Source organism: Brevundimonas phoenicis, from assembly GCF_047237745.1.
In the GTDB taxonomy this organism is placed as follows: domain Bacteria; phylum Pseudomonadota; class Alphaproteobacteria; order Caulobacterales; family Caulobacteraceae; genus Brevundimonas.
Map to the genome: position 1 here is coordinate 2,858,996 of NZ_JBDFLN010000001.1, position 22,298 is coordinate 2,881,293.

A 22,298-nucleotide genomic window follows, 5' to 3' on the forward strand; every position below is an offset into this window, starting at 1 on the left:
CCGAACAGGAATCATTATTTCCGGCGGCGCTTGCACTGTTCGGAAATTTTTGCAAACCGTATCGCGTCGAGAAGCAGGGGGGACGGCGCCCGAATGACTCAGACAGCTTTGCCTTGGGCTGAAAAACTCAGTGATCCGCTGGCGCACGACGTGGCCACGGTGTTGCAACGCATGGGCGGTTCGGCCCATCAGGACATGGTGATCAACTGCGTCGCGGCGCTGAAACGCCAACGCGGCGAGTCGGTGACTCAAGACCTCAAGATGAAGATCATCGAGGTGTTCGAGCGCTATCGCGACTTCTTCATCCGCCCCTTCGGCGAGGGATCGATGCGCTGGGCCCTGGCGCCGGGCGTCGCCTGACCGCCTAAAAAAATCGACCAACGAAAAAGGCCCGCTCCGACTGGAGCGGGCCTTCGTCATTTCAGACCATCCGCGCTTAGAAGCGGCGGATGTAGCTGACCGAATAGGCGTCAGCCTCGCCGCGATCGTCGCGGAAGTCGCGGCGGGTCCAGTCGGCGCGGACGCCGTTGACGCCGTCCAGGTAGTAGTTGGCGCCGACGCCGTAGTTCCAGCTGTCGCCGCCGACCTTGCTCTCAGAGCCGGCCAACTCCTGCTTCAGCTCGGTGTGGCCGTAGCCGCCGCGGGCGAACAGCTCCAGCTTGTCGCCGACGGGATACTTGCCCACGACATAACCGGCGGCGTCCCACTCGTGCTTGATCTGACCGTCGACGCCGGCGACGGTGATGTCCTTGTCCTTGACCCCCACGCCGACCTCGGTCTCCACGGCCAGATAGCGGTTCAGGTTGACGCCCAGGCGGCCGGACACGGCGCCGGTTTGGGCCGCATCGCCTTCCATGTGCGTGTAACCCAGCGAACCATAGCCACGCGGTTCAGGGTTCGATTGAGCAAACGCCGGAGCGGCGAGAACAGAGATAGCGGCGGCGGCGAGAAAAACGTTACGCATTATTTCATACTCCTTAGATGATGTGACTTCTGTGATCACATGCCCCATCCAACAAAGCTTAAATGGTTGCGCCCTCACACTCGTTCCATAGGCGAAGCGGCCAAACACAACATTAGTTACGCAAAAGACACACACGTCGTTACCTAAATGACGCAAAAGAAAGGGCGCGCTCCGCCGGGAAGCGCGCCCAACCGATCCGCCGGGAATCGGATCAGAAACGACGGACGTAGTTGACCGAATAGACGTCCACTTCGCCGCCGTCGTCGGTGAAGTCGCGACGGGTCCAGTCGCCGCGCAGGCCGTTCTGGCCGTCGAAGTAGTAGTTGGCGCCGACGCCGTAGTTCCAGCTTTCGCCGTCGGCCTTGCGCTCGACGCCGGCCAGCTCGGCCTTCATCTGCGTGGTGCCGTAGCCGCCGCGCGCGAACAGTTCGAAGTTCGGCGTCACCGGCAGGGTGCCGACCGCATAGGCTGCCAGATCATAGTCGTGCTCGATCTTGCCCTTGGCCCCCGCGATGGTGAAGTCGTCGTCCTTCACCCCGATCGAGCCTTCGCCCTCGACGCCGAAATAGGGGTTGAACTTGGCGCCCAGACGGCCGGTGACGGCGCCCAGGTTTCCATCCGAATGGTCCAGCTGCGAATAGCCGAGCGTGCCGTAGTAGGTGGGGCCGCCCGGCTGTACGACCTGGGCCGCAGCCGGCAGGGCGAATACAGAAAGGGCGGCGGCGGCGAGAATAACGTTACGCATGAGCTTCAATCACTCCTTATTGCGATGAACAGGCCTGGCCTGACCACCTTGCGGAGAAACAAAGCTCGAGCGCACCGCGCCGTTCCCTATGCTTGATGAAGCAGTCGATGACTGTGCGAACGGAAGCACACACCGCGTTCCGTCAAGGATGACTATTTTGCGACACGAAAAAGGCGAGCGTTTCCTCTCCCTCCCCTTCATGGGGAGGGAGAGGCGTCAGCTCCCTCAGCGGTCCTTTTCACGTTCCTCGCCGGAGCGTGCGCTCAGCGCGGCCTGCGCCGCCGCCAGGCGAGCGATCGGCACCCGGTAGGGCGAGCAGGAGACGTAGTCGAGGCCGACCGTCTCGCAGAAGGCGATGGACGACGGGTCGCCGCCGTGTTCGCCGCAGATGCCCATCTTCATGCCCGGCTTGGCGCCGCGGCCGCGTTCCTCGGCGATGCGGATCAGGTCGCCCACGCCGCTCTGGTCCAGACGGACGAAGGGGTCGTTCTCGAAGATGCCCTTGTCCAGATAGGCCTGCAGGAAGTGGCCGGAATCGTCGCGGCTGATGCCGAAGGTCGTCTGCGTCAGGTCATTGGTGCCGAAGCTGAAGAACTCGGCGTGTTCGGCCAGATCGGCGGCGCGCAGGGCGGCGCGCGGCAGCTCGACCATGGTGCCGACCAGATAGTCCACGCTGTCCCCGGCGTCCGCGAAGACGGCCTTGGCCGTACGATCGGTCAGTTCGCGCAGATACTTCATCTCCAGACCCAGGGCGACCAGCGGATGCATGATCTCCGGGATCGGGGCGACGCCGGTGGCGGCCTTGACCTGCAGCGCCGCCTCCAGGATGGCGCGGACCTGCATCTCATAGATTTCCGGATAGGCCACGCCCAGACGGCAGCCCCGGTGGCCCAGCATGGGGTTGGTTTCGTGCAGTTCGCGGGCGCGGCGCTTCAGCTTGGCCGCGTCCAGCCCCTGCGTCGCCGCCAGGGCGTCGATGTCGGCGTCGGTGTGCGGGATGAACTCGTGCAGCGGCGGGTCCAGAAGGCGCACCGTCACCGGCAGGCCGCTCATGATGGTGAACAGCTCGACGAAGTCGGCCTTCTGGAACGGGGCGATCTTGGCCAGGGCCACGCGGCGGCCCGCCTCGTCGTCGGCCAGGATCATCTCGCGCACGGCGGCGATGCGGGCGTCGTCGAAGAACATGTGCTCGGTGCGCGACAGGCCGATGCCCTCGGCGCCGAAACCGCGCGCGGTCTTGGCGTCCAGCGGGGTTTCTGCGTTGGCGCGGACCTTCAGGCGGCGGATGCCGTCGGCCCAGCCCATCAGGGTCTGGAAGTCGCCCGTCAGTTCCGGCTCGATCATGGCCACGGCGCCGTCCAGCACCTCGCCCTTGCCGCCGTCGATGGTGATGACCTCGCCCGCCTTGAAGGTGCGGCCGCGCGCGGTGAAGGTTCCGGCCTTCTCGTCGATCGAGATTTCGCCCGCGCCCGAGACGCAGGGGCGCCCCATGCCGCGCGCCACGACCGCTGCGTGGCTGGTCATGCCGCCGCGCGCCGTGACGATGCCGCGCGCCGCGTGCATCCCGTGGATGTCTTCGGGGCTGGTCTCGTCGCGGACCAGGATGACGGCGTCGCCGTTCTGGCCCAGGCGCTCGGCCTCATCGGCGTCGAAGACAATCTTGCCGGTCGCCGCGCCCGGCGAGGCGGGCAGGCCAGCCGCGACGACAGTGCGCGCCGCCTTGGGGTCCAGCGTCGGGTGCAGCAGCTGGTCCAGCGCCGCCGGTTCGACGCGGCTGACCGCCTCGTCCTGAGAGATGACGCCTTCGGAGGCCAGATCGACGGCGATCTTCAGCGCCGACTTGGCCGTGCGCTTGCCGTTGCGGGTCTGCAGCATCCACAGACGACCCTGCTCGACCGTGAACTCGATGTCCTGCATGTCGCGGTAGTGGCTTTCCAGCCGCCCCACCACGTCGACGAACTGGGCGAACACCTGCGGCATCGCCTCTTCCATCGACAGCGCCGTCTCGCCCATCTCCTCGCGACCCGCCTTGGTCAGGGACTGCGGCGTGCGGATGCCCGCCACCACGTCCTCGCCCTGGGCGTTGATCAGGAACTCGCCGTACAGCTTGTTCTCGCCGGTCGAGGGGTTGCGGGTGAAGGCGACGCCGGTGGCCGAGGTCTCGCCCATGTTGCCGAACACCATCGACTGGACGTTGACTGCCGTGCCCCAGCTTTCGGGGATGTCGTGCATGCGGCGATAGAATTTCGCCCGGTCGTTCATCCAGCTTTCGAACACGGCGCCGACGGCGCCCCACAACTGGGCCTGGGGATCCTGCGGGAAGGGCTTGCCCAGTTCGCGCTCGACCAGAGCCTTATAGTCCGCGACCACCTTCTCCCAGTTCTCGGCGGTCAGTTCGGTGTCGACCGAGACGCCCAGACGATCCTTGTGGTCGTCCAGCACCTCTTCGAAATAGTCGTGGCCCAGGCCCAGAACCACGTTGGAGTACATGGTGATGAAGCGGCGATAGGAATCAAAGGCGAAGCGGCGGTCGCCCGACAGCTTGGCCAGGCCCTCGACCGTCTGGTCATTCAGGCCCAGGTTCAGGACGGTGTCCATCATGCCCGGCATGGAGGCGCGGGCGCCCGAACGCACCGACACCAGCAGGGGGTTGGCGGCGTCGCCGAAGGTCTTGCCCACCACGCCCTCGACGTGGGCCAGGGCGGCCTTGACCTGATCGGTCAGGTCGATCGGATAGGTTTCCTGGTTGGCGTAATACCAGGTGCAGACCTCGGTGGTGATGGTGAAGCCGGGGGGCACCGGCAGGCCGAGAGACGACATCTCGGCCAGGTTCGCGCCCTTGCCGCCGAGAAGGTTCTTCATCGAAGCGTCGCCGTCAGCGGACCCGCCGCCGAAACCATACACCCACTTGGTCATTTCGTAGTTCCTGAACCGTGGTCGGACTGCGGGTCGCAGCCCGCATATGTAGAAGTGTGCGGGTTATATATGAGTCCCGCCCTACAGGGCCCTCACTAGCGCGCTGCACCTGCGAAGGCGAGGCTGGAGGCGTAACAATCCGTGAGAGGATGTATCGTCCAGTGCGGCGACGACGCAGCGTGACGCACTGGAGGAAGCGGTCGGTCCTGCCTATCTTGGCCTTATGTCCATCGCCCGTCTTGATAGTCGCGCCCTGATCCGCGTCAGCGGCCCCGACGCCCGCCCCTTCCTGCACAATCTGCTGACCCAGGACGTGGAGACGTTGCAACCGGGCGAGCTTCGCTTCGGCGCCCTGCTGTCGCCGCCGGGGCGGCTGTTGTTCGACCTGTTCATCTGGGGCGAGGAGGACGGTGTCGTCCTGGACGTCGCGGCCGAACGGCGCGACGCCCTGGTCCAGCGGCTGAGCCTCTACAAGCTGCGCGCCCAGGTCGAGGTCATGCCCATCCCCGACGCGGCCTTCGTCGCCTGGGGCGCGGATGTTCCCGACGGCTTCGTCGCCGACCCGCGCCTGCCCGGCCTGGGCGGCCGCCGCTGGGGCGATCAGAGCGAGACCGACGCGGTCGAGGCCGACTGGCAGGCGCACCGCCTGGCCCTGGGCGTGCCCGATCCGACCCAGGACGCGCTGATGGACAAGACCTATCCGATCGAGGCGGACTTCGACCTGCTGAACGGCATAGACTTCCACAAGGGCTGCTTCATCGGCCAGGAGACGACCTCGCGCATGAAGCGGCGCGGCACGATCAAGAACCGCATGATGGCCATCGCCTTCGACGGCCCCGCCCCCGAACGCGGCGCGGAGGTGCTGAGGGGCGAACTGCGGGCCGGCGAAGTCATGACCGGCGCCGAGGGACGGGCCATCGCCCTGATGCGGCTGGACCGCATGGACGGCGATCTGACCGTCGAGGGCCGCCCCGTGCGGGTCGAGAAGCCCGGCTGGATCCCTGATTTGTAAGGCGGAATCCAGCAAAACGGAAAATCTGCTTGTCGTGATGTAAAAGTTGCTTGACGTAAATGCGCCCTCGTTGGTAAAGCTCACTTGTCAACACGACAGGGGAGCTTGTCATGAACGCCGAAATCACCACCGCCGCTGGCGCCGTCGCCGCCAACAAGAAGAAGATGGACGACCTGACCGTCGCCCTGTGCGCCCTGACCGTGGTCGGTGTCAGCGCCACCGCCGCCACGCCGTTCTGGCCCGAAGCCTGGGGCCGCGCGCCGTCGATCGGCGTCGTCGTCCTGGGCGCCGGACTGGCCGTCTTCCTGGCCCTGCACACCCTCTACTGGTGGCGCAGTCTGGATGAGGCCGCCAAGGAGGCTCACAAATGGGCCTGGTGGTGGGGCGGCAACCTGGGCTTCGTCGTCGGCGGCGCGGCCGTCGTCATCGCCGCCCTGGCCGGGGTGAACCTGCTGCCCGCCGTCGTGCCGCACACCGACGCGGCCCTGATCGCCCTGGGCGTCGTCGCCGCCTTCGCCGCCCAGACCGTCGGTTACGGGATCGCCTGGTGCGGCTGGTGGATCGCCCGCCGATGACCAGCGCCTTCATCAACCGCCTCAAGGTCTTTCGCGCCGAACGCGACTGGACCCAGGCCGACCTGGCCGAACGCCTGGGCGTCTCGCGCCAGACCGTCCAGGCGCTGGAGAAGGGCCGCTACGACCCGTCCCTGCCGCTGGCGTTCCGCATCGCCCGCCTCTTCGGCCAGCCGATCGAAGCCATCTTCATCGCCTGACCCCGCCTGCCCTTCTCCTTCAATCGACCCATCGCAATCAAAGGACCGTCATCATGTTCAACCTGTTCTCGACCGCCGCCGACCGTTTCTCGGGCTTCGCCATGGGCGTCTGCGGCGCCCTGCTGATCAGCCTGGCCGTCCAGGCCGTGCCGACCTTCGGCCGCTCCGTCGAAACCCCGGCGGTCGCCGTCACCCAGATCGCCGCCCGCTGATCCCTCTCCACGCCTCACCTTCCCGCCGCCAGCCTCTTGGCTGAGCAGCGCCTGCCTTCCGCCGCCCGCGCCTGACGCGCCTGCGACGCCTGCCCCCCCTACAATCCAAGGACACTATAATGACCCTCGCTCACCGCATGGGCCAATCGGCCAACCATGTCTCGCGCTTCGCCGCCGGCCTTCTGGCCGCCCTGGCCGCCTCCGCCGCCCTGGCCGCCGCGCCCGGCGTCGCCCACGCCGAACAGGCGGCGCCCGCCCCCGCCGTCGCTCCCGTCCCCCGCGCCGAGGGCGCCGGTCCGCCCCTGTGGGTGGTCAAGGACGCGGACTCCACCGTCTATCTGTTCGGCACGGTCCACTATCTGCGGCCCGGCACGGCCTGGGGTTCGGACAAGGCGGACGCCGCCTTCGCCGCCGCCGACCAGTTCTGGGTCGAGGTCGCGGACCAGGACGACCCGAGCGTCGTCGCCGCCGTCGCCCAACAGCACGGCGTCACCCCCGACCGCCCCCTGTCGTCGATCCTGAGCGCCGAGGACTTCGCCGCCTTCGACAAGGCCGCCCAGGGCATCGGCGCCAACGGCGCGGCGCTGGACGCCTATCGTCCCTGGCTGGCCGCCTTCATGGTCGCCGGAACGGCCCCGATGCAGGCCGGCTATCGCCCCGAAGCCGGGGTCGACAAGACCCTGATGGACCGCGCCCGCGCCGAGGGCAAAACCATCCACGGCTTCGAGACCGCCGACCGCCAGCTGCGTCTGATCGCCGGCATGAGCGAGGAGGCTCAGATCGCCTATCTGAACAACTACGTCCGCAACGGCGGCCAGATCGTCTCCAAGCTGGACCAGACGGTGGCCGCTTGGCTCAAAGGCGACGCCGCCGAAGTCGGCCGCCTGAACCGCCTCGACACCCGCGACGTGCATGAAGACATCCACCGCGCCGCCCTGGTCGTCCGCAACGCCGACTGGACCGACCAGATCGAGACGATGATGCAAGGCTCCGGTTCGGCCTTCGTCGCCGTGGGCGTCGCCCACCTGGCCGACCAGGACAGCGTCATCGACATGCTGACCGCGCGCGGCTTCACGGTCGAGCGGCTGTAGGACGCCCCGCAACACCCTAGGAAGGCCCGGCGGAAACGTCGGGCCTTTTCGCTTGCGCCGCCGGAACATTCCAGCAACATCGCGCCATGATCGAATCCGAAAAGGCTGAAGGCCGCTGCGGCTGGTGCGGGACGACGGACCCGCTCTACATCGCCTATCACGACACCGAATGGGGCGTGCCCGAATACGACGCCCGCGCCCTGTGGGAGAAGCTGGTGCTGGACGGCTTTCAGGCCGGGCTGGCCTGGATCACCATCCTGAGAAAGCGCGAGGGGATGCGCGAGGCCTTCGACGGTTTCGACCCCGAGATCGTCGCCCGCTACGGCGAGGCGGACCGCGCGCGCCTGCTGGCCGACCCACGCATCATCCGCTCAGGCGCCAAGATCGACGCGGCCATCAACGGCGCCCGCATCTGGCTGGACATGCGCGACAACGGCGATGATTTCTCGGCCTGGCTGTGGTCCTTCGTCGGCGGCCAGCCGCTGGTGAACCAGTGGGACCATTTCCGCGAGGCCCCGACCCAGACCGCCGAAAGCCTCGCCATGGCCAAGGCCCTGAAGGCGCGCGGTTTCAAGTTCTGCGGGCCGGTGATCACCTACGCCTTCATGCAGGCGGTCGGCATGGTCAACGACCACCAGACGACCTGCTTCCGGCATGGAGAGGTGGATGCGGCCTGATTTACAGGACGCCCGCTACTGTCCGCCTACTCCTCGTTGCGAAGGTTCAACCCATTCTTTCCGCAGCAATCATCGACAGTGCGCTGAGCCAGAACGCCCATTTCAATCCTATCGCCTGGGCGCAAGCTACGATCCGGGATGAAGGGCGTTGAATATAGTAGACCGCGCCGATGACCAGAACGATCCACGCGGAGAATACGACCCCCGCAACGCCATTTGAAGCATGGAAGATCGGGGAATAGACGACAGCTCCAGCGATCAGCCCCCAAAGATCATTTCGCAGAAAGCGTGCGCTTAGTTCTGCCGGAAGGATTGTGAATATGACGGCCTCACCGGCGAGGACGGCGAACCCGAGCATGGCGATTACGCCAAGACTCGCGTCCTGAAGCACGCTGAAATTCCCGGGGTCGCCAGGCACTAAGGGCTCAATCAGCGCCAGGCCGCCAAACAAAGCGACGGCTCCCACCGTGAAGAGGCCCAGCCGACCCCAAAAACTGCGAGGGGATCGAACACGGGAGAACAGTCCAGTCATTAGGCAGAGCTAGTCTGCTCTTGATCACGCCTGCAAGTTAAGGTTCCGCAATCCCTCTAAGCAGCCCTTCAAACCGCCTGCTGCCTCCAGACGGCCCTATCGGGCGACCGTGATGCTTCCGCCCCGCGCCGGTTCGTGGCACTGACGCGCGATGAAGCCGCCCAAAGCCGCCCTGAAAATCGACCGCCCTTTCCCCACCCTGATGCTGGAGCTGGAGGCGCGCGCGACCTGGAACGGTCACGTCTGCGGCGTGGACGAAGCCGGGCGCGGTCCCTGGGCCGGGCCGGTGTCGGCGGCGGCGGTGATCCTGAACCCCGACGACCTGCCGTCCGGCATCGACGACTCCAAGGCCCTGACGGAAAAGCGCCGCGCCGCGCTGGAGCCGCTCATCAAGGCCCGCGCCCTGGCCTGGGGCGTCGGTTTCGCCTCGGTGGAGGAGATCGACGAGCTGAACATACTGCACGCCACGGGCCTGGCCATGCGGCGGGCGGTCGAGGCCCTGGCCCATCCGCCGGTGCACGCTCTGGTGGACGGCAATTACCGCTTCAAGCTGCCGTGTGCGGTGACGCCCGTGGTCAAGGGAGACAGCCGGTCGCTGTCGATCGCGGCGGCGTCGATCCTGGCCAAGACGGCGCGTGATCGGCTGATGATCGAGATGGATGCGACCTATCCGGGCTACGGCTTCGCCAGCCACAAGGGCTATAACGCCCCTATCCACCAGAAGGCCCTGCAGACGCTGGGCCCCTGCCCCGAACACCGGCGCAGCTGGGCGCCGATCAAGGCCCTGCTGGACGCCGCCTAAGCGAAAATCAGACGGACAGGGCGCCGCCCAGCAGCATTCCCATCAGACCCGCCGCGATCGCGCCGATCAGCAGGATGGTCCAGCTGTCCAGCCCGCGCCCGCGCCGCAGCGACGGGCGGGCCGGACGCGCGGCCTGACGCTGGGCGTCGAAACGCGCAGCGTCAAAACCATGGGCGTCAAAGCGGGAAGCGGGGGGAGGAAGACTGGAAAGCGTACGCATACGGCACAAACGGCGTGCGCCCGGCTTTCGTTCCCGTCAGGCGGCGACCGGCAGTTCGATCGGCCGATCCGTGACCACGAACAGATATTCCACATTCCTCAGCCGCCCGATGGAGCCGACCTTCTGGCCCTTCAGATTGTGGATGCCGATGCGGGCGCCGACGTAGCGGGGGCGCGGAATCTCGACCACCTGGACGTGGCCGCGCGCCGACAGCATGGCCGTCAGCTCGTCGCGGCTCAGATAGCCCTCGTCGTTGAAGCTGACGATCAGGTTCGGCGCCCTCAGTCGCTCGATGACGGTCTGCAGGGCCGGGCCGATGCCGGGGCGGCTGTTGAAGGCCGACTTGCGGGTCTTCACGTCCACCCGCTTACGCGCCACGCCATAGGTTTCCGGCTTGTCCCACAGCACCAGGCTTTCCCAGCAGTGATAGTTGCCGAGGTAGGAGTGCTGGTTATAGGGCGGGTCCAGATAGACGAGGTCGGCCTCGACCTCGGCCGCGATCTCGACCGCATCGCCGTGCGTCGCCACGCACGGCCCCGCCGCCACGCCCGGCAGCAGGTCCGGCAGACGCAGCTCCAGCGGCTTCAGCGCACGCGGCGCCCACTGCTTCATGAAGGCCATCTGCAGACCCGCCGTGGAATCCACCCGGTCGGCCGCCTCCATCAGGGCGACCAGGACGACCGCCTTCAGCTCCGGCTCCAGCCCCATGACCTCGATGCGCTCGCGCATGGCGTCGATGCGGGCGCCGTTGTCGGGGTGGAAGAAGCGGGCTTCCTCACAATAGGTGCGGGTGAACCAGCCCGGCGCGGGCGCCACGGCGCGCAGTTCGGCCAGCACCGCCTCAGCCCGTTCGGCCCAGACCTCGCGGTCGGCCTGGACATAGGCGGTGGCGAGCGCATGGGCATAGGCGTTGTGATCATTGGACCAGACGCGATAGCCTTCGCGCTTCAGCGCGTGGCCCACGCGCGCGGTGCCCGAGAACAGGTCGCAGACCGTCCCGCCCTGCGGCTGAGCCGCACGCACCGCGCCGATCACCTGGCCCAGAAGCGCGCGCTTTGAGCCGATGTATTTGATCATTCCGCCCCGTCAGGTTTTGCGGGCGCGCTTCGCCCCGTGTTGCCGGGGGGCAGCATGGGCCGGAGCATGGGCCAGACGCAACAGATTCGCGGCCCCCGGCGCGCCGAAGGGCGTTCCGGCCAGGATCAGGATGCGCTGCCCCGGCTCGGCCAGGCCGTAGAGCATGGCGGCCTCGACCGCATCGTCGGTCAGGCCTTCCAGCGAGGTCGGCTGTTCGCCCAGACGCGGCTCCAGCCCCCAGACCAGGGCCAGGCGACGCGCCGTCTCGGGCTTGGGCGTCAGCGCCAGGACCGGCTGCAGCGGCCGCTCGCGCGACATCCGCCGCGCCGTGCCGCCCAGGGTGGTGAACACCACCATGCAGGCGGTCGAGGACGCCTCGGCCGCCTTCCTCGCCGCCGCGACCAGGGCGTCGACGTCGTCGATGTCCATGCCCGCGTGTTCGGCGTCCATCAGGCCCGGCCACAGGGGGTCGCGCTCCACCCGCTCCATGATGCGGTTCATGATGGCGACGGCTTCCAGCGGATAGTCGCCCGCCGCCGTCTCTGCCGACAGCATCAGGGCGTCGGCGCCCTCATAGACGGCGTTGGCCACGTCGGAGGCCTCGGCGCGGGTCGGCGCCGGGGCGCTGGTCATCGACTCCAGCATCTGCGTCGCGACGATGGCGGGAACGCCGCGCTGACGGGCGGCGCGCAGGATCTTCTTCTGGGCGACCGGCACCTCTTCGGGGTCCATCTCGACACCCAGATCGCCGCGCGCGACCATGACGCCGTCGCAGTAGTCGAGAATGCTCTCCAGGTCGTTCAGGGCCTGAGGCTTTTCGATCTTGGCCAGGCAGGCGGCCTGACCGTTCACGATGCTCTTCAACTCGGCCATGTCCTCGGCCTTCTGTACGAAGCTGAGGGCCACCCAGTCGACGCCGAGACGAAGCGCGAAGGCCAGATCCTCGCGATCCTTGGGCGTCAGGGCCGACACCGGAATGACCGCCTCGGGCACGGCCACCCCCTTGCGGTCGGACAGCTTGGAGCCGCTCTCGACCGTGACGTCGCACCATTCGTCGGTGCGATCGCCCACGCGCAGCCGCACCCGGCCGTCGTCCAGCAGCAGCAACATGCCCGGACGCAGGGACTTGAGGATTTCCGGATGCGGCATCTGCACCCGTTTCTCGTCGCCCAGCGCCGGGTTCAGGTCGAAGCGCATCTGGTGGCCCGGCTTCACCTCGATCTCGACATCAGCGAAGCGGCCCAGCCGCAGCTTCGGGCCTTGCAGGTCGGCCAGTATGCCCAACGGCCGCTTCAGCGCCATCTCGGCCCCGCGCACGGCCTTGAAGGCGGCGGCGTGATCGTCGTGGGAACCATGGCTGAAGTTCAGGCGAAAGACGTCCACCCCGGCCTGAGCCAGCGCCTTGACCGTTCCCGGCGCGCGACTGGCGGGTCCAAGGGTCGCGACGATGCGCGCGCGGCGGGCTCTTTGCATGAACGGGTTTCCTCTGATGGCTCTGACGGCCGGCGCCTCCCCTCAGAAGCGCTTCTCAGTCTCTTGTGCCAATGAAATGCGGGAGGCGTAAGGCCGCCTCCCGGCATGGAAACACGAGTTTATGACCGCGAAACACGAAGTTATGGCGGCCGGCCGTCTTATTTTGTCTCGCAACGCCCCTTGGCGAACTGCGGCAAGTCCATGCAGCGGCCGTCGATCGGGGCGTCCGGCGTGACGCCGATCAGATTGGCCAGGGTCGGGGCGATGTCGATGGTGCGCATGGGCAGGAAGCGCTCCTGGCCCTGCGCGCCCGGCCACCAGAAGACGATGGGCACGCGACGGTCGTAATCCCAGGGCGAGCCATGGCTGGAGATGGCGCCGCCGACGCGGCCCTGGCCGGTCAGGCCCGGCTGCCAGGCGCGCAGGATGTCAGGCGAACGGCCCGCCACCGCCGACAGACGCAGGCGCTGGCGCACGCTCAGGTCTTCAGGGTTGATCGAGTTCGGCACAGGCTCGGCCAGAAGTTCGTCGCGGGCGACGGCCAGGGCCACCTGCGGCTCGGCGTTCAGCAGTTCGATCGCGCCGGCCAGCACCTGCGAGCGCAGCGGTTCCGGCAAGGACTTGCGGCCCCTGTCGACGATGACGAAGCCGCCCGCCGACGACACCACCGGATCGGCGTCCAGACCAAAGCGGGCCTTCAGCGCGGCGTTGACGCGCGGCTGCAGGGCGCGATCCACCCGGCCCGCATGAGGATAGCCCTCGACGGCCGAGCGCTCGGGGAAGTCCGAGCCGCCGTGATCGGCCGTCAGCACCACGATGGCGCCGCCCGGAACGGTCGACAGCTTGTCCAGGAAGGCGCCCAAGGCCGCATCGAGGCGCAGCATCTGCTCACACATCTCGGGCCCCTGGGTGCCGTAGCTGTGGCCGATGCGGTCCGTGGCCGACAGGCTGACGCCCAGCATGTCCGTGACGCCGCGACGGCCCAGTTGCCGGCTGTCCATCAGCTCGATCGCGCCTTCGATAGTCAGCTCGTCCAGGATCGGCGAGTTATCGAGGCGGAAGTTGGCTGGCGGCACCTTGGAGTCGAAGGTCTGGCCCGCGATGGTCCACTGCCCTTCCAGACGGCGGCAGGCGGCGTTGGAATAGGTCCAGCTGGGCGCCTGGCGGGTGAAGCGGTCGATCATCCGGGCGTTCAGGGCCGCCACCGGGGCCAGACGCGCCTCGGCCGACTGGCCCGGCTCGACATAGGTGGTGAAGCCGAAGTTGTCGGTCAGCCAAAAGGCGCCGTCGCCCTTGTGCCCGGCCAGGTTGATGGCGCCGCGATCCTTGCCCGACACGCCGTAGACGCGGCTTTCAGGGCTGACGGCCTTCAGCCAGTCGCCCAGGGTCGAGGCGCTCAGCTGTTCGGGGCCGACCGGGCCGTTGTCGGTGTTCTTGCCGTGAGCCAGGGTGTTCTGGGGCGCGGCCAGGCAATAGGTTTCCTGGCCCGTCGTCGTGTCGATCCAGTCGTTGGCCGGGATGCCGCTGCGCGCCGGATGGGCGCCGGTCAGGACGGTCGAGTGACCGGCGCAGGTCACGGTCACGCCATGGGTCTGATAGCCGTTGATCGAGACCATGCCCTGATCGGCCAGGGTCTTCAGCCCGCCGGTGAACTGGCTGCGGTACTGGTTGAACAGATTGGCGCTCAACTGGTCGACCACGACGGTGACGATCAGCGAGGGTGAGGCGCGTTCAGCCGCGGGCGCCGCTGCGGGGGCCGTCGTCTCCGCCGCCTGCGCGGCTCCGCTCAGGGCGACGAGGCCCAGGGTCAGGCCCAGGGCGGAGGCGAGAAGGCGGCTGCGGATCATCGGGAACACCAAGCGAAGCAGAAAGTCGTCAAATCCCTACGCCGCCGCCATGACGGGGCCAAGACAGCGCAGCTATGAAAAGGGGGTCGCAGCCCCCCTCCGACGTCAGATCATCGGCTCGCCGCGTCGATGCGCGTCCAGCCACTCCCGGAAGAAGGCGCGGGCGATGAAGGCCAGCACGCCCGCGACGATGACGGGCCACATCAGGACATAGACGGTAAGCCAGAAGGGGGTCATGGCGATCTCCGATCAGCGGGATTGGGGAAGTTGCGAGCCTGTCCGGGCCACGGCGGGCGCGGCGACGGCGTCAGGCTCGGTCTCGTCGAAGTCGCCGGTCATGCGGGCGATGCGCGAGAAGTCGAAGCCGGTCCGGTTGGACAGGGACAGGACGGTGCAGACCACGGTGCTGACGGCATAGGCGATCAGCGAACCGCTGAGCACGGCGTAGTCATGCAGGAAGCCGATAGCGAATGGCGCGATGAGCAGGGCCGCCGCCACCCCGACGATCCGCGCGGGCCGAGCGCCGAAGAAGCCGAACACCATCAGGCCCGCAACCACGCCCACCCCGACCACGGCGACCGCGTCGAAGACGTAGCCGACGGCGCCGTCCATCGAAATCCAGCCGAACCGCACCGGGAAGAAGATCGCCAGCGCCGCCAGAACCGAGACGGTGAAGGCCTTGTTGGTCACCTTCTCCCAGTAGAAGCTGGCGATGACAGGGAAGACCAGCGCGCCCCAGATGGCGCCGACCAGCACCAACAGGTCCAGGATGTTCATTCGCGCCCCGGCGAAATAGAGAGCCGTCCCGGTGGCGATGACCATGGTGGCCCGCCCGATGGTCAGCATCAGGCGCGGATCAGCCTTGCGCTTGCCCGCCCTGCCATAGATGTCGGCCATCATGATCGACGACAGCGCCGACAGATCGGAGTCCGCCGTCGAGGCCAGCGAGCCGACGATCATGATGAAGAAGACGCTCAGCAGCACCGGCCCGAAATAGGTGCCGGCCAGTTGCGGGATCAGATTGTTGAGGTCGCCTTCCATCGGATTGATCCCGGCATACAGCGCCACGACGCCCAGCATGCCGATGCCGATGATGGTCGCGCCATAGCCGACGGTGGCGGTGATGAAGGTCGGCTTGATCAGGTCTTCGCGCACGGCGAACAGACGCTGGGCGATGGTCTGGTTGCCGATGGCGTAGGCCAGGACGGCGGCGATATAGGGCGCCCCCTGATTCAGGAAGGCGTCGGACGAGAAGAAGCTGGTCTGCTGCGGCGTCAGGTTGGACGCGCCCTCGACGAAGACGCTGGGCCCGCCCATGGCGAAGAAGATGGCCGGAATGACCACGACCACGGCGCCCAGCATGGCGCACACCTGGATGAAGTCGGTCAGCACCGAGGCCCGGAACCCCGACCACAGCGTATACAACAGCACGCCCCCGGCGATGACGACGACGCCCTGGCTGAAGCTGAACGGCGTCAGCATGGAGATCAGGGCGCCCCCGGCGATGAAGTTGGAGGTCAGGCTGATGACGCTGCCCAGGACGTTGGAGCCCGCCAACATCAGTTGGCTGGACCGGCCGTGACGGGCGTACATGACCTCGGCCAGAGTGTGGGCGCGCGGCGCCACGGCGCGGATGCGGCGGCCATAGGGATAGATGAACAGGATCATCAGCGCCCCCCACAGCCCATAGTGGATCGGCCCCGATATGCCGTAGACGTAGCCCGAGGTCGCGGACGCATACATTGACGCCGCCCAGATCCAGGTCGCCGTCATCGAGGCGGCCGAGACCCCCAGGCCGATGCCGTTCCCGGCGGTCATATAGGCGTCGGCGTTTTCCTTACGTCGGCTGATCCGCAGCGAGATCAGCATGGTCAGGCCGAAGAACAGCACCAGCAGGCCGATCGTCAGCGGCCCGCCCAGTTGTTGAAGTTGTACGTCGTCCACGCGCGCCTGCGCTCCTGTCTCTCTATCGTCCGGCGAGCCCCCGGCCCGCCATCCGCGCAGCCGCAAGAACGCCGCCGCGCACAGCGGCGCAGACAGACGAGATGTCACGGTTGCCTTCGCGCCCGACATGAAAGCCAGGCGCAATGAACGGCGCATCGTACGCGCCAGCGCGGCTCAACCCCTCAAGCCGCGACGAGACAACCTAATACATCAACAGAGAAGCTGAGATAAAGTTTTTGTGCAGCGCGATAGGCTTGACAAAATTCAGGTCAATTTCAACCGAATGAAAGAGATTCGAATCTCAATTATCACATACGATATTGATAACGAAGAAAGTCGACTGAAATGATATTCAGAACAATCTATACTTTAGAGTCAGCGATTACCCATCTTCGATACAGAAATCGCACCAATGTGAAAACTGCATTCATCGACATCACACATTCGAAACGCAGGGATGCGACGGCGACAAGGACGCACGCGCCAAAGGCTCTGAGCCCAGACAGCATTTGGCCGCAGACGCAAAAAACGCCTGCGTTCAGGAACGCAGGCGTGGAAACGGCCTCACAGGGCCAAGGCCTTCAAGGGCGTCAGCCGGATCAGATCCGGTCGAAGATGGTGCGAGCGGCGGGGGTCGAACCCGCAAGACCAAGGTCGGCAGATTTTAAGTCTGCTGCGTCTACCAGTTTCGCCACGCTCGCGGCGCGCGCCTCAGCGCTTCGCCTCCTGTGCCGCACGCGCGGCCCGGAAGTCCACATCTGAATCGGCGATCAGACGCACCAGGGCCGCCCAGGCGGCGACGTTCTGGTTCATCTGGACCGGATCGATCTTGTCCAGGGTGTCGTCGGCGGTGTGGTGCAGGTCGAAATAGCGCGTGCCGTCCTGGCGCAGGCCGAAGACCGGAACGCCCGCGCGCGCCAGAGGACCGATATCGACCCCGCCGAACAGCTCGGCCTCGCCCGGCAGGACGCCCAGCGGACGCAGGACGCGCTCGGCGATCTTGGCGAAGTCCGTGTTCTGAGAGCCGGGCGGCAGGCCCAGGGCGTAGACGCGATCGGCCCCGAAGTCGCTCTCGCCGGCGATGACGTGCTTCTCGACGGCCGCGCCGATGTTGCGGACATAGGCGCCGCCGCCATTACCGTGGTCGGTCGGCTGGGCGACCTCTTCCGAGCCGTACAGCACCACGCGGATCGTGCGGGCCGGTCGGCCCTGCTCGGCGATCAGCTTGGCCGCGGCCAGGGTGATGGCGCCGCCCGCCGCGTCGTCGATGGCGCCGGTGCCCAGATCCCAGCTGTCCATGTGCGACCCCAGGACGATGATCTCGTTCGGGCGCGAGGCCCCGACGATGTCGCCCATCACGTTCTGGCTGTGGGTCTCATAGGTGTGGGCGGTGGACTTCAGGCGCAGGCGCACCGTCTCGCCCATGCCGACCAGCCGCGCGATCTGATCGGCGTCCGGCGCGCTGAGCGCAAAGGCGGGCAACGGCACCTTGCCTTCGACATAGCGGGTCGTGCCGGTGTGCGGCATCCGATGTTCGTCCGAGCCCGCCGAGCGCATGACGAAGGCGACCGCCCCGCGCTTGGCCGCCTCGGTCGGACCGACGCCGCGAATGCGCGACAGGGGACCGTAACCGGAGCCGTCCTGCATCCGCACCATCTGGCCGCCGTCGACCACGGCGATCTTGCCGCTCAGCGACCCGGCGGGCGCCGCCAACAGGGCGTCCAGACCGTCGAAGAAGACGACCTCGGCCTCGACGCCTTCGGCCGGGGTGGCGATGGAGTGGCCGAGCGCGGCGGCGACCAGCTTCTGCGGGCGTGCGCCCAGAATCTCGGCGCTTTCCTCGCCCCGCTCCCAGCCGATCAGGGGGAAGGTCTCGATGCGGACGTTTTGGAAGCCGTGGGCGCGCATGTAGTCGGCGGCCCAGGCCGAGGCGTCCTGCTCGGTGCGCGAGCCCGCCGGGCGTGGGCCGAAGCGGGTGGTGATCTGGGTGACGTAGTCGAGGGCGATATTGCCCTTCAGCGCCTGATCGCGCACCTGTTCGGCGGCGCGGATGGCGCCGGCGTCCTGCGCCAGAACCGGCGTAGCGACAAGGCCGAGCGCCACAGCGCTGGCGGCCATCAGACGGATAGTGAACGACAAGAGCGCCTCCCAGACTCAAACGACAGGCGCGGACCCTAGCGGGCGAAGACTGCGACCGAAAGTCTCAGCTTCGCCGCTGGGCGGAAATCAAAGGCTCTAAATCACTCGCCCTTGATGAAGGGCTCGACCGGGCCTTGCAGCTTGACGGTCAGGGCCTTGCCGCGACGGTCGACGCGGTTGCCGACAGCCAGACGCACCCAGCCTTCCGAGACGCAGTATTCCTCGACGTTGGTCTTTTCCTCGCCCTTGAAGCGGATGCCCACGCCGCGCGCCAGCAGTTCGGCGTTGTGGAAGGGGCTGTCGGGATCGACCGAAAGGCGGTCAGGCAGGACGTCGGACATGGAAAGGTCTCGCGAAAAATCGAAGCGGGCTGAATAGCCGCGCAAGGCCTTTGCGACAACCGTCGCCTATTGCACCGACTGACGCGCGGCGGCCGGGGCGTCGGCCGGGGTCGGGGCGTAGGGACGCGGGCCGGTCTCGGCGGGCGCCGGCGCCTTGGCCGCAGGCTGGGCGGCGGGTTGGGCCGCCGGTCGCGCAGCGGGGCGGTTGGCGGCAGGCGTCGGCGCGCGACGCGGCGCGGTCTGCTGAGCCGCACGGGTCGGCGCGGGCGCGGCTGCGGGCTGGGCCGTCGGTTGGGCGGCGGGCGCCGGCGCGGGCGCGGCTTCGGTCGGCGCCGAGGCGGCGGCGGCGCGGGCGGCGTACTGCTGGGCCTGGAAGCGCTTGGCCAGCTTTTCGGTCAGTTCGCGCGCCGCGGCGGGCTGCATCTGGGCCATGATGGCAGCCAGGGTGCGCGGACGCATGGCCGAGGCGACCGGCAGGCGCACGCTGTCGTCCAGGGTAGCGAAGACGGCCGCCGCCTCCTTGGGCCGCATGGCGGAGTAGACGGCGACCAGACGGTCGGCCTCGGCCTTTTCCTTCTCGTCCACCTGACCGACCAGGGCGCTGATTTCGCCCTTCAGGGCCTCCAGCGCCTGCAGCTTGGCGTCCAGCTTCTGCTCGGCGGCCACCATCAGCGGCAGGGTGGTGGCGAAGTCGGCGTCGCGCGCGTCCAGCGCGTCGCGACGCTTGGACAGCGACTGGATGATCCGCAGTTCAGCCGGAGAAATGCCCGCCTGCTGAGCCAGTTGTTCGGGCGTCAGGGCGCAGACAGCGGCGGGTTTAGCCTCAGGCTTGGCCGCCTCGCCCTCCCCCGCGACCGCTTCCTGAGCCCAGGCGGTGGCGCCTTGGAACAGCTCCGGCGCCACGCCCGCGGCGCGCACGGCCACGACGCCGCCGATGGCGACGGCGATCAAGGGCAGAAGGCGGGGCAGCTTGCTCATCGGTCAAACTCAGGAAAGGCGCCCTCAAGTCGTCCGGCGCCGCGCGTCGGACATAGGGCAAAAAAGATGCTTCGCGCCTCGGACATAGGGGCTGACATCAGGCAGCGAACAGGTCGTCGTCCAGACTACGACGGGCGCGGTTTAGGCTCTGTTGCGCAGCATGGTTAGCGGCCAGGGCCTGCATCACCGGCGAGGCGCGCTCTGCGGCGGGCGCGGGCTTCGGCGACGGCGCCTTCATGACGGCGCGAGCGCCCTCGATGCGCTCCATCAGCGAGGCCATGCGACGCGCGCGGGCCTCGTCGTCCAGCAAGGGCGCGACCGAAGAGGTGCGAGCGGGTTCGGGTTCGACCATCGGCTCCGCGCTGACCGGCGCACGAGCGGCGGCGCGGCGTTCGTCGTCGCGCGTCTCGATGCGGCTGTCGCTCGGGCGGGCGGGGGCGCGGGCGATCAGCACCTCCAGCTCCTGCTTCACCGCGCGGGCCTTGATGATGCGGTCGTGCAGCAGGTCCGTCTCCTGGCCCGAGGCGCGCAGGGTGGCCAGGGCCTGTTCGGCGCGTCCGGCGGCGCTGTTCAGCTCGGTCACGGCGGCGGCGAAGGCCAGTTGGCCCTCACGCAGGGTCTTGAGCTTGCGCTCCAGCTTGATGCCGTAGCCGATGGCCGCGACCAGCAGCAGCATGAGGATGGAGTCGAGGATGATGCCGGTCATGTCAGCTGTTCTCCCTGGCGAGGCGGGCGGCGGCGTCGGTGCTGATGGGGCCTTCGACGCGGACGGCGATGTGCTGGCCCTTGCGGCCCATGCGGCCGGTGGTCAGCGGGATGGAGCCCGCCCGCACCGACACTTCGGACTCAGGCGTGACGTTCAGCATCAGGGTGTCGCCGACCTTCAGATCCAGCACCTTGGACAGGGGCATCTGCTGCTCGTCCAGCACGCAGCGCACCTCGGTCTCGGTGGTCCAGAGCTCGGTGGCCAGGTGGCCTTCCCAGATGTTGTCGCGACCGAACTTCTCGCCCATGAACTGCTGCAGCAGCATCTTGCGGATGGGCTCCAGCGTCGAATAGGGCAGCAGCAGCTCGACTCGGCCGCCGCGATCTTCCATGTCGATGCGCAGCTTGACCAGGATGGCGGCGTTGGCCGGGCGCGCGATGGCGGCGAAGCGGGGATTGGTCTCCAGCCGGTCCAGGTTGAAGTGGACGGGGGTCAGGGGCTCGAACGCCTGGCGGGCGTCGTTCAGGATGACCTCGACCATGCGCTGCACCAGCACCCGTTCGATGGTGGTGTAGGGCCGCCCCTCGATGCGCAGGGCCGCCGTGCCGCGACGCCCGCCCAGCAGCACGTCGACGATGGAATAGATCAGGTTGGAATCGACCGTCAGCAGGCCGTAGTTGTCCAGCTCCTCGGCCCGGAACACGGCCAGAATGGCCGGAAGCGGGATGGAGTTCAGATAGTCGCCGAAGCGGATCGAGCTGATGGTGTCGAGGCTGACCTCGACGTTGTCGGAGGTGAAGTTGCGAAGGCTGGTCGTCATCAACCGCACCAGGCGGTCGAAGACGATCTCGAGCATCGGCAGGCGCTCGTAGGACACCAGGGCGGAGTTGATGATGGCGCGGATGCCGCTGCGTTCGGAGTCGTCCCCGCCGCCCATGTCGAAGCCCAGCAGGCTGTCGATCTCGTCCTGGTTCAGCACCCGTTCGGACAGGCCCGCGCCCAGGTCGGCGCCCAGGTCGGCGTCGCCGCCGAAAGGGTCTAGTTCCGTCTCGGGGGCCAGGGCGTCGGTCATCCCTACTGCACCAGCATTTCTTCGATCAGCACGGCGTCGACCTTGCCCGGCGCGGCGATCAGATTGACCCGGCGCAGGATCTCGGCGCGCAGCTGATACGACCCGGCCGACCCGGCCAGATCCTCGGGCCGCAGTTCGCGCAGGAAGCCCTGGAACATGTCCTGCATGCGCGGGGCCTCGGCCTGAAGGTGCGAAGCGACGGCGGCGTCCTTCGTCTCCAGCGTCAGGCGCAGCTTCAGATAGGTCGGGCGTCCGTCGGCCGACTGAATGTTCACGATCATGTCGGGCAGGGTGTAGAAGGTCACGCCGTCGGGACCGGCCGCGATCTTGCCCGCCCCCTCGGGCGCCGCCTCGCCTTCTCCGCCGCCGTGGCCGCCGCCCTCCTTCTTGCCCTTCTTCTCTTCCTTGGCCGGGGCCGCGTGGTCGCCCGCCGCCTCGGCGGGCTTGGGCTTCATCAGCAGGAAGGCCGTCGCCCCGCCGCCGCCCAGCACCACCAGGGCCGCCGGGATGATGATGAACAGCAGGGGGATCTTCTTCTTGGCGGGCGCGGCTTCGCCGTCCTCGCCCTCGGCGCCGGGCGCGCCGTCGCTCACGGCGGGCAGGTTCGCGTCGTCGCCGGCCGGCGCTTCGCTCTTCTTCTTGCCCAGCTTCAGTTTCAGCATGCGTAAGCCGCCCCGATCCTCACATGCCGGGTGTGGCCCTGTTTTGGTTAACGAGGCGTTTACGATCGGCAAATCCTGCCGGGCGCCGCAGGGGCTGAAACCGCTCAAACCCCCAT

The 22,298-nt window shown here is 67.5% G+C and carries 24 protein-coding genes and 1 tRNA gene; 8 read left to right on the top strand and 17 right to left on the bottom strand.

What is annotated here, in order from left to right; genetic code table 11:
* The first annotated feature begins 93 nt into the window (after positions 1-93).
* A complete protein-coding gene (locus ABC419_RS14335) occupies positions 94-360 on the top strand; it encodes a hypothetical protein (RefSeq protein WP_087139307.1) in 267 nt (88 codons plus the stop codon).
* Positions 361-436: 76 nt separating this feature from the next.
* On the opposite strand, the gene ABC419_RS14340 is transcribed toward ABC419_RS14335, so the two are convergent.
* From ABC419_RS14340 to ppdK, 3 genes are all read right to left on the bottom strand, one after another.
* Entirely contained in the window at positions 437-964 is a 528-nt protein-coding gene (locus tag ABC419_RS14340) for a porin family protein (protein ID WP_292056809.1), read from the bottom strand.
* 211 nt (positions 965-1,175) lie between these two features.
* Positions 1,176-1,709, bottom strand: a complete 534-nt coding sequence (locus ABC419_RS14345) for a porin family protein (RefSeq protein WP_003165856.1) — start codon at positions 1,707-1,709, stop codon at positions 1,176-1,178.
* A 225-nt stretch (positions 1,710-1,934) separates the two neighbouring features.
* Positions 1,935-4,625, bottom strand: a complete 2,691-nt coding sequence (ppdK, locus tag ABC419_RS14350) for a pyruvate, phosphate dikinase (RefSeq protein WP_412877015.1) — start codon at positions 4,623-4,625, stop codon at positions 1,935-1,937.
* A 223-nt stretch (positions 4,626-4,848) separates the two neighbouring features.
* On the opposite strand from ppdK, the gene ygfZ reads away from it, so the two are divergent.
* The 6 genes from ygfZ to ABC419_RS14380 all read left to right on the top strand — a co-directional run bounded on the left by ygfZ (position 4,849) and on the right by ABC419_RS14380 (position 8,389).
* Entirely contained in the window at positions 4,849-5,637 is a 789-nt protein-coding gene (ygfZ, locus tag ABC419_RS14355; RefSeq protein ID WP_412877014.1) for a CAF17-like 4Fe-4S cluster assembly/insertion protein YgfZ, read from the top strand.
* A 110-nt stretch (positions 5,638-5,747) separates the two neighbouring features.
* Positions 5,748-6,212, top strand: a complete 465-nt coding sequence (locus tag ABC419_RS14360) for a hypothetical protein (protein ID WP_412877013.1) — start codon at positions 5,748-5,750, stop codon at positions 6,210-6,212.
* Entirely contained in the window at positions 6,209-6,409 is a 201-nt protein-coding gene (locus ABC419_RS14365; RefSeq protein WP_046651697.1) for a helix-turn-helix transcriptional regulator, read from the top strand. Before ABC419_RS14360 ends, ABC419_RS14365 begins: the two co-directional genes overlap by 4 nt.
* A 53-nt stretch (positions 6,410-6,462) precedes the next feature.
* A complete protein-coding gene (locus ABC419_RS14370) occupies positions 6,463-6,621 on the top strand; it encodes a hypothetical protein (RefSeq protein WP_412877012.1) in 159 nt (52 codons plus the stop codon).
* 119 nt (positions 6,622-6,740) lie between these two features.
* Positions 6,741-7,712 carry a TraB/GumN family protein gene (locus ABC419_RS14375; RefSeq protein WP_412877011.1) on the top strand — a complete coding sequence of 324 codons (972 nt, stop codon included), beginning with the start codon at positions 6,741-6,743 and terminating at the stop codon, positions 7,710-7,712.
* An 86-nt stretch (positions 7,713-7,798) separates the two neighbouring features.
* A complete protein-coding gene (locus tag ABC419_RS14380) occupies positions 7,799-8,389 on the top strand; it encodes a DNA-3-methyladenine glycosylase I (RefSeq protein ID WP_412877010.1) in 591 nt (196 codons plus the stop codon).
* A gap of 46 nt (positions 8,390-8,435) precedes the next feature.
* Here the strand turns inward: ABC419_RS14380 and ABC419_RS14385 are convergent, their stop codons facing one another.
* Positions 8,436-8,840: a hypothetical protein gene (locus tag ABC419_RS14385; protein ID WP_292058943.1), complete on the bottom strand. Its 405-nt coding sequence runs from the start codon at positions 8,838-8,840 to the stop codon at positions 8,436-8,438.
* 232 nt (positions 8,841-9,072) lie between these two features.
* Between ABC419_RS14385 and ABC419_RS14390 the strand changes: the two genes are divergently transcribed.
* A complete protein-coding gene (locus tag ABC419_RS14390) occupies positions 9,073-9,723 on the top strand; it encodes a ribonuclease HII (protein WP_412877009.1) in 651 nt (216 codons plus the stop codon).
* A gap of 7 nt (positions 9,724-9,730) precedes the next feature.
* Here ABC419_RS14390 and ABC419_RS14395 read toward each other — a convergent pair whose 3' ends face one another.
* The 13 genes from ABC419_RS14395 to ABC419_RS14455 form a co-directional block, all read right to left on the bottom strand.
* Positions 9,731-9,943, bottom strand: coding sequence for a hypothetical protein (locus tag ABC419_RS14395; protein WP_125901554.1), 213 nt, complete (start codon positions 9,941-9,943; stop codon positions 9,731-9,733).
* 36 nt (positions 9,944-9,979) lie between these two features.
* Positions 9,980-11,020, bottom strand: coding sequence for a DNA adenine methylase (locus tag ABC419_RS14400; protein WP_412877008.1), 1,041 nt, complete (start codon positions 11,018-11,020; stop codon positions 9,980-9,982).
* A gap of 9 nt (positions 11,021-11,029) precedes the next feature.
* Complete coding sequence (pyk, locus tag ABC419_RS14405) at positions 11,030-12,493, bottom strand: pyruvate kinase (RefSeq protein ID WP_200166026.1); 1,464 nt, start codon at positions 12,491-12,493, stop codon at positions 11,030-11,032.
* Positions 12,494-12,651: 158 nt separating this feature from the next.
* Entirely contained in the window at positions 12,652-14,340 is a 1,689-nt protein-coding gene (locus tag ABC419_RS14410; protein ID WP_412877007.1) for an alkaline phosphatase family protein, read from the bottom strand.
* Positions 14,341-14,445: 105 nt separating this feature from the next.
* Entirely contained in the window at positions 14,446-14,577 is a 132-nt protein-coding gene (locus ABC419_RS14415) for a putative transporter small subunit (RefSeq protein ID WP_218779206.1), read from the bottom strand.
* Positions 14,578-14,589: 12 nt separating this feature from the next.
* Positions 14,590-16,284, bottom strand: a complete 1,695-nt coding sequence (locus tag ABC419_RS14420; protein ID WP_412877006.1) for a sodium:solute symporter family protein — start codon at positions 16,282-16,284, stop codon at positions 14,590-14,592.
* 616 nt (positions 16,285-16,900) lie between these two features.
* Positions 16,901-16,985: transfer RNA gene (locus ABC419_RS14425), tRNA-Leu, on the bottom strand.
* Between the two features lie 10 nt (positions 16,986-16,995).
* The gene (locus ABC419_RS14430) at positions 16,996-18,402 is read right to left on the bottom strand and encodes a M20/M25/M40 family metallo-hydrolase (RefSeq protein ID WP_412878003.1); all 1,407 of its coding nucleotides are present in this window, start codon (positions 18,400-18,402) and stop codon (positions 16,996-16,998) included.
* Positions 18,403-18,524: 122 nt separating this feature from the next.
* The gene (locus tag ABC419_RS14435) at positions 18,525-18,764 is read right to left on the bottom strand and encodes a DUF3297 family protein (RefSeq protein WP_125901558.1); all 240 of its coding nucleotides are present in this window, start codon (positions 18,762-18,764) and stop codon (positions 18,525-18,527) included.
* A 66-nt stretch (positions 18,765-18,830) separates the two neighbouring features.
* The gene (locus ABC419_RS14440; RefSeq protein ID WP_412877005.1) at positions 18,831-19,742 is read right to left on the bottom strand and encodes a MotE family protein; all 912 of its coding nucleotides are present in this window, start codon (positions 19,740-19,742) and stop codon (positions 18,831-18,833) included.
* 97 nt (positions 19,743-19,839) lie between these two features.
* Positions 19,840-20,448 carry a DUF6468 domain-containing protein gene (locus ABC419_RS14445; RefSeq protein WP_412877004.1) on the bottom strand — a complete coding sequence of 203 codons (609 nt, stop codon included), beginning with the start codon at positions 20,446-20,448 and terminating at the stop codon, positions 19,840-19,842.
* Position 20,449: 1 nt separating this feature from the next.
* Positions 20,450-21,520, bottom strand: a complete 1,071-nt coding sequence (gene fliM, locus ABC419_RS14450) for a flagellar motor switch protein FliM (RefSeq protein WP_200216252.1) — start codon at positions 21,518-21,520, stop codon at positions 20,450-20,452.
* A gap of 2 nt (positions 21,521-21,522) precedes the next feature.
* A complete protein-coding gene (locus tag ABC419_RS14455; RefSeq protein WP_200216251.1) occupies positions 21,523-22,182 on the bottom strand; it encodes a flagellar basal body-associated FliL family protein in 660 nt (219 codons plus the stop codon).
* Between the last annotated feature and the right edge of the window lie 116 nt (positions 22,183-22,298).